Raw genomic sequence first — 8,078 nt, 5'->3', positions numbered from 1 at the left:
GCCATCCGCCGCTCGTTCCTCGCGGCTCCCGCCAGGCCCGACCAGCCTCGCGACATCGACACCCGCGCCCCGCTCGTCATGCACCCTCCCGGTGGCCGGTGACCTGGGCCGCGGCCACCGGGAGGGTCGATCTGAGCTGTCAGCCGTTCGTCATGTCGCCGGTTGTCAGCCGTTCGTCACGTCGAGGAGGCGGAGCTTGGGCTCGCCGCTGAACGGGTCGAGGACGACGTTCGAGACGTTCTCGCTGTAGTACGTGGTGTTCTGGGCCACGAAGAGCGGGATCGTCGGGAAGTCGGCGGCGAGGATCTTCTCCGCCTCCTGGTACTTGGCGACCGCGTCGTCGAGCGTCGGGGCCTCGTCGCCGGCCTTGATGGCCGCCTCGAAGTCCGCGCTGTAGTAGCCGAACTCCACGTTGCCGTTCTTGGCGTCGCCGCTGGCGTACACCGGGGCCAGGTAGTTCTCGTTCAGCGGGTAGTCCGGGAACCAGTTGGCGCGGAACGGGCCGGAGAAGTCGCGCGCCGAGCGGCGGGCGAAGTAGTCCTCCGTGGGGTCCAGCTCGTACGGGATGCCGAGCGTCTCCTGGATGGAGTCGCCGACCGCCTTGAACAGGGCCTGCTCCGTCTCGTCCTGGCCCAGGTGGATCGTCAGCTTCTCGCCGTCGGGCCAGCCGCCCGCCTTCGCGAGCGCCGCCTTGGCGGCGTCCGGGTCGAAGGTGCAGAACTCGCAGGTGCCGCCCGTGCCTCCTGGCACGACGTCCGGCACGACCCAGCTGTCGGCCGGGATGCGCTGGCCGGGCAGCAGGGCGTCGATGATGCCCTGCCGGTCGATCGCCTGCGAGATCGCCTGGCGGAACTCGACCTTCGTCCACGGGCCGTCCTTGTAGAGCGGGAAGCCGAGGTAGGTGAGCGCGGCGCCCGGGCCCTCGATGTACCGCTCCTGCAGGTCGGGGTCGTTCGCGGCCGCCGCGGTCTCCGCCGGCGGCGGGGTCGCGAAGTCGAGGTTGCCGGCCTGGAAGTCCGGCCAGTTGTCCTCGCCCGTGTACTCGGTCCACTCGATGGCGCCGTACTTCGGGGTCTCCTTCAGCGTGTAGTCCTCCCACCGCTTCGCGGTGAGGTTCACGCCCTGGTCCCACTTCTCCACCTGGAACGGGCCGTTGCCGATCGGCTGCACGGCGCACGCGTCGATGTCGTCGAGGCAGGCCTGCGCGATCGGGAAGAAGCCGGTGTAGCCGAGCATCGTCGAGAACCCGGCGAACGGGCCGGTCAGCGTGACCTCGAGCGTCTGCGGGTCCACGACCTTGAGGCCGGACAGCGTGTCCGCGGACGGCTCCTTCGTGACGTTGCCGTCGTCGTCGGTCTCGCCCTGCATCTCGTCGTAGCCGGCGATGCGCTCGAAGAAGTAGTTGTTCGCCATCGCGTTCGGGCCGTACGCCGCGTAGTTCCAGGCCCGGGCGAACGCGTCCGCGTCGACGGCCTCGCCGTTCTGGAACTTCAGGTCCGGCTTGATCTTGATCGTCCAGACCGTGTTGTCGTCGGACTCGATGCTGTCGGCCACGTAGTTGTACGGCTCCGTGGTCTTCGGGTCGTACCGCACCAGCCCGTCGTAGACGACGTCGAGCACGCTGATGTTGTCGCCGACGTTCGAGTCCATCGGCAGCAGCGTCTCGACGTCCTGGCTCAGCGACAGGTGCAGCGTGGCGTCCGGGTCGCTCCCCCCGCCGTCGCCCCCGCCGCCGTCACCGTCACCGTCGCCGCCCCCGCCGGAACAGCTCGCCAGCACCAGCGCCACCGCTGTCGCCGTGGCTGCCACAGCAGCCCTTCGCCCCATCGTCACCGGCTTCTCCCCACGTCGTGGTCGCTCTAGGCGCCGTTGCCATGCGTGTGTTCACGTCGTCGTGCACGTCGTCGCGCACCGACTCCTCGGGCCCACGACGACGTTGCCGTGGAACATATCGCCATCATGGCCTCCCGTGGTGAAAATCACTGTTAAGGATCAGTAACGATCGACCGCGTGTCGCGCTCGGCTCGCCGCCCGCGCGTCCTCACGGCGGCAGTTCGGGTTCACGGCGGCAGTTCGAACTGCCGCCGCGAGCGTGAACTGCCGCGCTGACGCTGCCCCCAGGCCGAGCCCGTCCACAGCCACCCGTCGGACGGCGGCGTGAGGGCGTGCGCGCGGAGCACGCTCCCGGCCATGAGCGACGACGACCGCGGCCTGCTGATCGCACGGCACCACGACCCCGCCGAGCTGCGACGCGCGACCGCCGCGCGCGAGATCGAGCGCGTGCGCCGGGGTGCCTACCGCGCGTCACGGGCCGGCACGGACGACCCGCACGCCCGTGCCCACGACCACCTCGTCGCCGTCCACCGGCAGCTCGACGCCGAGCACGTGCTCAGCCACGAGTCCGCAGCACTCGCCTGGGGCGTCCCGCTGTGGGAGACGCCGACGACGACGCACGTACTCCAGCGGTCGGGTGCCAGCTCGCGGTCCGCCCTTGACATCACGCGACGACGCGGCCTGCCGGAGCGCTGGGTGGAGCGCGGCGGGCTGCCGATCACCGACCTCGCCCGGACCGTCGTCGACTGCGTGACGACCATGCACCCGCTGGGCGGTCTCGTCGTCGCCGACTGGGCGCTCGGGCACGGCCTGGACCGGGACGATGCGATCGGTCGGCTCGCCGGACGACGGCGCGGCGTACGCCGGGCTCGCCTCGTGCTCGAGCTGGCCGAGGCGCGGGTCGACCCGCCCTGGGAGACCTGGCTGCGATACGTCGCACTGCGTGCAGGCCTCCCGCGACCGCAGACGCAGCTGCAGGTCGACACGCACGCCGGCCGCTTCTTCGTCGACCTCGCCTGGCCCGAGCACCGCGTGCTCGCCGAGTTCGACGGGCGGATCAAGTACCGCGACGGCGCGTTCGGCCCGGCCTACGACGCCGAGCATGCGTTGTTCGACGAGAAGGTGCGCGAGGACGCGATCACGGAGCACCTCGGCGCGCGGCCGCTGCGGTTCGTCGCCCGGGACGCCCGGCGCCCTGACCAGGTCGCGCGACGCCTGCTCGCCAGGTTCCCGGCGCAGGTCCGCCGTGCGGCGCGGCTCAACCCTCTGCTGCCGCCCCCGCCACCGCCCGCGGGCACTCACGGCGGCAGTTCGGGATCGCGGCGGCAGTTCGAACTGCCGCCGCGAGCGTGAACTGCCGCGCTGACGGTCAGCGCGCGACGATCGCGCCGGCGAGGTCGACGACGGCGGCGGTGACGTCGTCGAGCACCCGCGCGGTGCGCTCCGGGTCGCTGGCCACCTCGAGGGAGTGGTCGCCGCCGTCCACCTCGAGCACCCGCGCCCCGGACGCCGCCGCGAGCGCCGAGTCCCACAACCCGTCGGCCGTACCACCGGCCAGCAGGGCCGGCACGCCGGCCGCGCCGAGCCCCGCGGCGGCGGCCCGCACGTCGGGCGCCCCGTCGGCGGTCAGGAGCGGCGTGAGCCACGCGCCGGGCAGCCCCAGCTCGACGGCGACCGGCAGGGCCAGCGTGCCCAGCGACTTCGCGAGCACCAGGTGCGCGGCCCGCGGCGCCGCGGCCACTCCGTCGCGCGCCACCTCGACGTACGCCCGGCGCGCGTCGTCGGAGTTCGGCCGCCCGTCCCACACCACGGCCCGCACGGACCAGCCGAGTTCGCGCAGCGCAGCGACAGGCCGCGCCAGCACGGGCCCCTGCGCCGTGTACCCGACGCCGGGCAGCACGGTCACCACACGGTCGGCGTTGCCAGCGGACAGGTCCAGCCGGTACTCAGTCATGACGTCACCCTGCCACCACAACCGCGAGACGAGGCGTGGCGTCGGAGCGCGGGTCGGGCGATAAGGCGGGGGGTCGGGGATGTCGTGTCGCGAGGCTGGCCGGGCCTGGCGGGAGCGTGCGAGGAACGAGCACGGCGGATGGCGCGCCTCGCGACACGACATCCCCGACCCCGCGCCGCCCAGCTCAGCCCCGACCCCGCGCCGCCCGACTCAGCCCGCGACCCCCGCGACGACCCGGTCCAGAGCGGAGACGGCGGCGTCGAGCACGGCCTCGTCGACGGTGAGCGCGGGGCGGAACCGCACGGAGCGCTCGCCGCAGCCGAGGATGAGGAAGCCCTGGTCGTGCAGGCCGGCGACGACGGCGTCGCGCACCTGCCGCGACGGCAGCGTGACGGCGCACATGAGGCCGCGGCCGCGGGGGTCGGTGACGACGCCGGGGTGGGCGGCGGCGAGGGTCTCGAGCCTCGTCAGCAGGCCCGCCCCGACGCGCCCGGCGCGCTCGATCAGCCCCTCGGCCTCGATCACCTCGAGGATGCGGCGCGAGCGCACCATGTCGACGAGGTTGCCGCCCCAGGTGGAGTTGATGCGTGACGACACGTGGAACACGTTGTCGTCGATCTCGTCGACGCGCCCGCCGGCCATGACGCCGCACACCTGGGCCTTCTTGCCGAAGGCGACGACGTCGGGCTGCACGCCGAGCTGCTGGTAGGCCCAGGCGGTGCCGGTCATGCCGACGCCGGTCTGCACCTCGTCCAGGATGAACAGCGCGTCGTGCTCGCGGCACAGGGCCTGCATGGCCTGGAGGAACTCGGCGCGCAGGTGGTGGTCGCCGCCCTCCCCCTGGATGGGCTCGGCGATGAAGCAGGCGATGTCGTGCGGGTGCGCCTCGAAGGCGGCGCGCGCCTCGGCGAGGGCCTGGGCCTCGAGCGCCTCGACGTCGCGGAGGGCGCCGTCGGCGTCGTGCCCCGGGTAGGGGGTGGTGATGCGCGGCCAGTCGAACTTGGGGAAGCGCGCGACCTTGCCGGGCTCGGTGTTGGTGAGCGACATGGTGTAGCCGGAGCGGCCGTGGAAGGCGTCGCGCAGGTGGAGCACCTTCGTGCCGAGCTCGGGCGAGCGGCCGTGCGCCTCGTTGTGCCGGGACTTCCAGTCGAAGGCGACCTTGAGCGCGTTCTCGACGGCGAGCGCCCCGCCGTCGACGAAGAAGAGGTGCGGCAGGGCCGGGTCGCCCAGCACGCGGGCGAACGCGTCCACGAACCGGGCCAGCTCGACGGTGTAGACGTCGGAGTTCGACGGCTTGTTGACGGCGGCGCGGGTCAGCTCCTCGCGGAACATCGGGTCGCGGAACAGGGCGGGGTGGTTCATGCCCAGGGGGTTGGAGGCGAAGAAGGTGAACAGGTCGGTCCACTCGCGGCCGTCCCGGGCGTCGACGAGGGTCGACCCGTGCGAGCGCTCCAGGTCGAGGACGAGGTCGAAGCCGTCCACGAGCAGGTGCTCGCGCAGCGAGTCGAGGACGGCGGTGGCCTCGATCGAGCCACCGACGCTGGGGGCCGTGCGCTGAGAGATTGTCTCGGTCATATCCCGACCGTAGGGGAGAACTTCCTGCCGAACCAGAGTTTCCCCGAAAATATCTCCGTCAGCCCGGGAGCGGGCGGCCCTCGAAGTAGGTGCGCAGCACGATGGTCGACCGCGTGGAGACGCCCGCCTCCCGACGGATCACGCCCAGCAGGTCCTCGAGGTCGCCGGGCGCGGGAACCCGCACCAGCAGCAGGTAGTTGGCGTTGCCGGCCACCGACCAGCACGCCTCGATGCCGGGCACGTCGCGCAGCCGCTCGGGGGCGTCGTCCGCCTGCGACTGGTCCAGCGGCGTGATCTCGACGTACGCGGCGATGGGCAGCCCCACCTCCTCGGGGTCGATGACGGCGCGGTAGCCGGTGATCACCCCGCGCGCCTCGAGCTTGCGCACCCGCGCCTGCACGGCGGACTGCGACAGCCCGGTCACGCCGGCGAGCGACGCCAGCGTGGCCCGCCCGTCGCCCTGCAGGGCGCGTACGAGCGCCTTGTCGACCTCGTCCTCGAGCATGCCTGGTCCTCTCCCCCGTCGTGGTCCCGCCGCCCGGTCCTCGTGGACGACGGGCGTCTCGCTCTCCACCCCCACGGCCGCCGGCACCCCGCCGACGGCCGGTCGTTCAGCCCGCGACCTCCGCGGCCTCGAGCCACGCCAGCTCGAGCTCCTCCTTCTCGGCGCCCAGCCGGCGCAGCTTCTCGTCCAGCGCGGCGACGGCGCCAAAGTCGGTCGGGTCGGCGGCGATCTGCTCGTGCAGCGCCTTCTCCTCGTCGGCGATCCGCCCCAGCCGCCGCTCGACGCGCGCGATCTCCTTCCGCGCCGCCCGCACCTCCGCCGCCGACCACACAGCCGCCTGCCCCACTCCCCCCACGGACGACGCCGCACTGCCCTCCGCCGCCGACCGAGCGTTCCCCGCCGCACCCTCTGCGGAGGCCACGCCCCCACGGGCGGCGGCGGCGGATGTCTCGTCGCGAGGCTGGATGGGCCTGGCGGGAGAGCCCGAGGAACGAGGGCTCGGATGGACGCCTCGCGACGAGACATCCGCCGCCGTCGCCCCCCGACCACCACCAGCACCACCACCAACACCAGCACGCCGCAGCGCCAGGTACTGCTCCACCCCACCGGGCAGGTCCCGCAGCGCGCCGTCGCCGAGCAACGCCCACTGCCGGTCGCACACGCGCTCCAGCAGGTACCGGTCGTGGGACACGACGATGAGGGTGCCGGGCCACCCGTCGAGCAGGTCCTCGACGGCGGCGAGGGTGTCGGTGTCGAGGTCGTTGGTGGGCTCGTCGAGGAGCAGCACGTTGGGCTCGGAGACGAGCAGCCGCAGCAGCTGGAGGCGGCGTCGTTCGCCGCCGGAGAGGTCGCGCACGAGGGTGTGCGCGCGCTCGCGGGTGAAGCCGAGGCGTTCGGTGAGCTGGCCGGCGGTGAGCTCCTTGCCGTCGACGACGACGGTGCGCTTCTCGCGGTCGACGACCTGCACGGCGGTGAGGTGCGCGACGTCGTCGAGCTCGCCGACGTCCTGGGTGAGCTCGGCGACGTGCACGGTCTTGCCGCGGCGCACGCGCCCGGAGTCGGGTTCGCGGCGCCCGGCGAGCAGGGCGAGCAGGGTGGTCTTGCCGGCGCCGTTGACGCCCACGACGCCGTACCGGTCGCCGGGGCCGAGGCGCCAGGTGACGTCGTCGAGCAGCACGCGCCGGCCGGCGGCGTCGCGCGGCCCGGCCTCGCTGCCCTCGCGCGCCGGCACCGTCACGGTGACGTCCTCGAGGTCGAGCACGTCCTTCCCGAGGCGGCGGGTGGCCATCTGGGTGAGCTCGAGGGTGTCGCGGGGCGGCGGCTCGTCGTCGATGAGCGCGGCGGCGGCGTCGAGGCGGAACTTGGGCTTGGAGGTGCGGGCGGGGGCGCCGCGCTTGAGCCAGGCGAGCTCCTTGCGGAGCAGGTTGTTGCGCTTCTCGGCGGCGGTGGCGGCCTGCCGGGCGCGTTCGGCGCGGGCGAGGATGTAGGCGGCGTACCCGCCGTCGTACCCGTCGACGCCGCCGGTGCCGTCGCCGCGCACCTCCCAGGTGCGGGAGCAGACGGCGTCGAGGAACCAGCGGTCGTGCGTGACGACGACGAGCGCGCCGGTGGCGCCGGGGCGGCCGTACCGGTTCTTCAGGTGCTCGGCGAGCCAGGCGACGCCCTCGACGTCGAGGTGGTTGGTGGGCTCGTCGAGCAGGAGGACGTCGGGGTCCTCGACGAGGAGCGCGGCGAGCGCGACGCGGCGGCGCTGGCCGCCGGACAGCGTGGACGCGGGCTGGTCGAGGTCGAGGTCGGCGAGCAGGCCCGCGTGCACGGAGCGGATGCGGGAGTCGGACGCCCACTCGTGGGTGGCGTCGTCGCCGTGCACGAGGTCGCGGATGGTCGCGGCGTCGTCGTCCACGTCGCGCTGCACGAGCATCCCGAGCCGCGAGCCGCCGACGCGGGTGACGCGGCCGGCGTCGGGCGCCTGGGTGCCGGCCAGCAGGCGCAGCAGGGTGGACTTGCCGGCGCCGTTGGGGCCGACGACGCCGATGCGGTCGCCGTCGTCGAGGCCGAGGGAGACGTCGTGCAGGAGGGTGCGGGTACCGATGGTCAGCGCGATGCCGTCCGCGCCGAGGAGATGTGCCACCCAACGAGGGTAGTCGCCTTCGAGCACGGGATCTGTCGCGGCTGCTGTCCCCCGGCGGCTTCACCAGCCAGGGCGAGCAG

At 73.4% G+C, this 8,078-nt stretch carries 6 protein-coding genes; 1 reads left to right on the top strand and 5 read right to left on the bottom strand.

The window, feature by feature from the left end:
- Positions 1-165 precede the first annotated feature (165 nt).
- Entirely contained in the window at positions 166-1,809 is a 1,644-nt protein-coding gene (locus tag ACFWDO_RS20550; RefSeq protein ID WP_380326845.1) for an ABC transporter substrate-binding protein, read from the bottom strand.
- Between the two features lie 381 nt (positions 1,810-2,190).
- Here ACFWDO_RS20550 and ACFWDO_RS20545 point away from each other — a divergent pair, with 381 nt between their 5' ends.
- A complete protein-coding gene (locus ACFWDO_RS20545) occupies positions 2,191-3,186 on the top strand; it encodes a hypothetical protein (RefSeq protein WP_380326848.1) in 996 nt (331 codons plus the stop codon).
- Between the two features lie 16 nt (positions 3,187-3,202).
- Here ACFWDO_RS20545 and ACFWDO_RS20540 read toward each other — a convergent pair whose 3' ends face one another.
- The 4 genes from ACFWDO_RS20540 to ACFWDO_RS20525 form a co-directional block, all read right to left on the bottom strand.
- Entirely contained in the window at positions 3,203-3,787 is a 585-nt protein-coding gene (locus ACFWDO_RS20540; protein WP_380326851.1) for a hypothetical protein, read from the bottom strand.
- Between the two features lie 210 nt (positions 3,788-3,997).
- Positions 3,998-5,362 (bottom strand): L-lysine 6-transaminase, encoded by a 1,365-nt coding sequence (gene lat / locus ACFWDO_RS20535; protein ID WP_380327092.1) that lies wholly within the window; start codon positions 5,360-5,362, stop codon positions 3,998-4,000.
- A gap of 58 nt (positions 5,363-5,420) precedes the next feature.
- Positions 5,421-5,867 (bottom strand): Lrp/AsnC family transcriptional regulator, encoded by a 447-nt coding sequence (locus ACFWDO_RS20530; RefSeq protein WP_380327089.1) that lies wholly within the window; start codon positions 5,865-5,867, stop codon positions 5,421-5,423.
- A gap of 106 nt (positions 5,868-5,973) precedes the next feature.
- On the bottom strand, positions 5,974-7,998 hold the full coding sequence (locus ACFWDO_RS20525; RefSeq protein WP_380347144.1) for an ABC-F family ATP-binding cassette domain-containing protein: 2,025 nt from the start codon (positions 7,996-7,998) through the stop codon (positions 5,974-5,976).
- Between the last annotated feature and the right edge of the window lie 80 nt (positions 7,999-8,078).

It is taken from the genome of Isoptericola sp. NPDC060185, from assembly GCF_042728595.1.
Taxonomy (GTDB): domain Bacteria; phylum Actinomycetota; class Actinomycetes; order Actinomycetales; family Cellulomonadaceae; genus Isoptericola.
Note: the sequence above shows the minus strand (reverse complement) of the source record. Positions and strands in the feature narration are given on the sequence as shown.

Coding starts and splice junctions, on each gene's coding strand:
- ACFWDO_RS20545 (WP_380326848.1), top strand. CDS start 2,191: ATGAGCGACGACGACCGCGGCCTGCTGATCGCACGGCACCACGACCCC.
- ACFWDO_RS20540 (WP_380326851.1), bottom strand. CDS start 3,787: ATGACTGAGTACCGGCTGGACCTGTCCGCTGGCAACGCCGACCGTGTG.
- lat (WP_380327092.1), bottom strand. CDS start 5,362: ATGACCGAGACAATCTCTCAGCGCACGGCCCCCAGCGTCGGTGGCTCG.
- ACFWDO_RS20530 (WP_380327089.1), bottom strand. CDS start 5,867: ATGCTCGAGGACGAGGTCGACAAGGCGCTCGTACGCGCCCTGCAGGGC.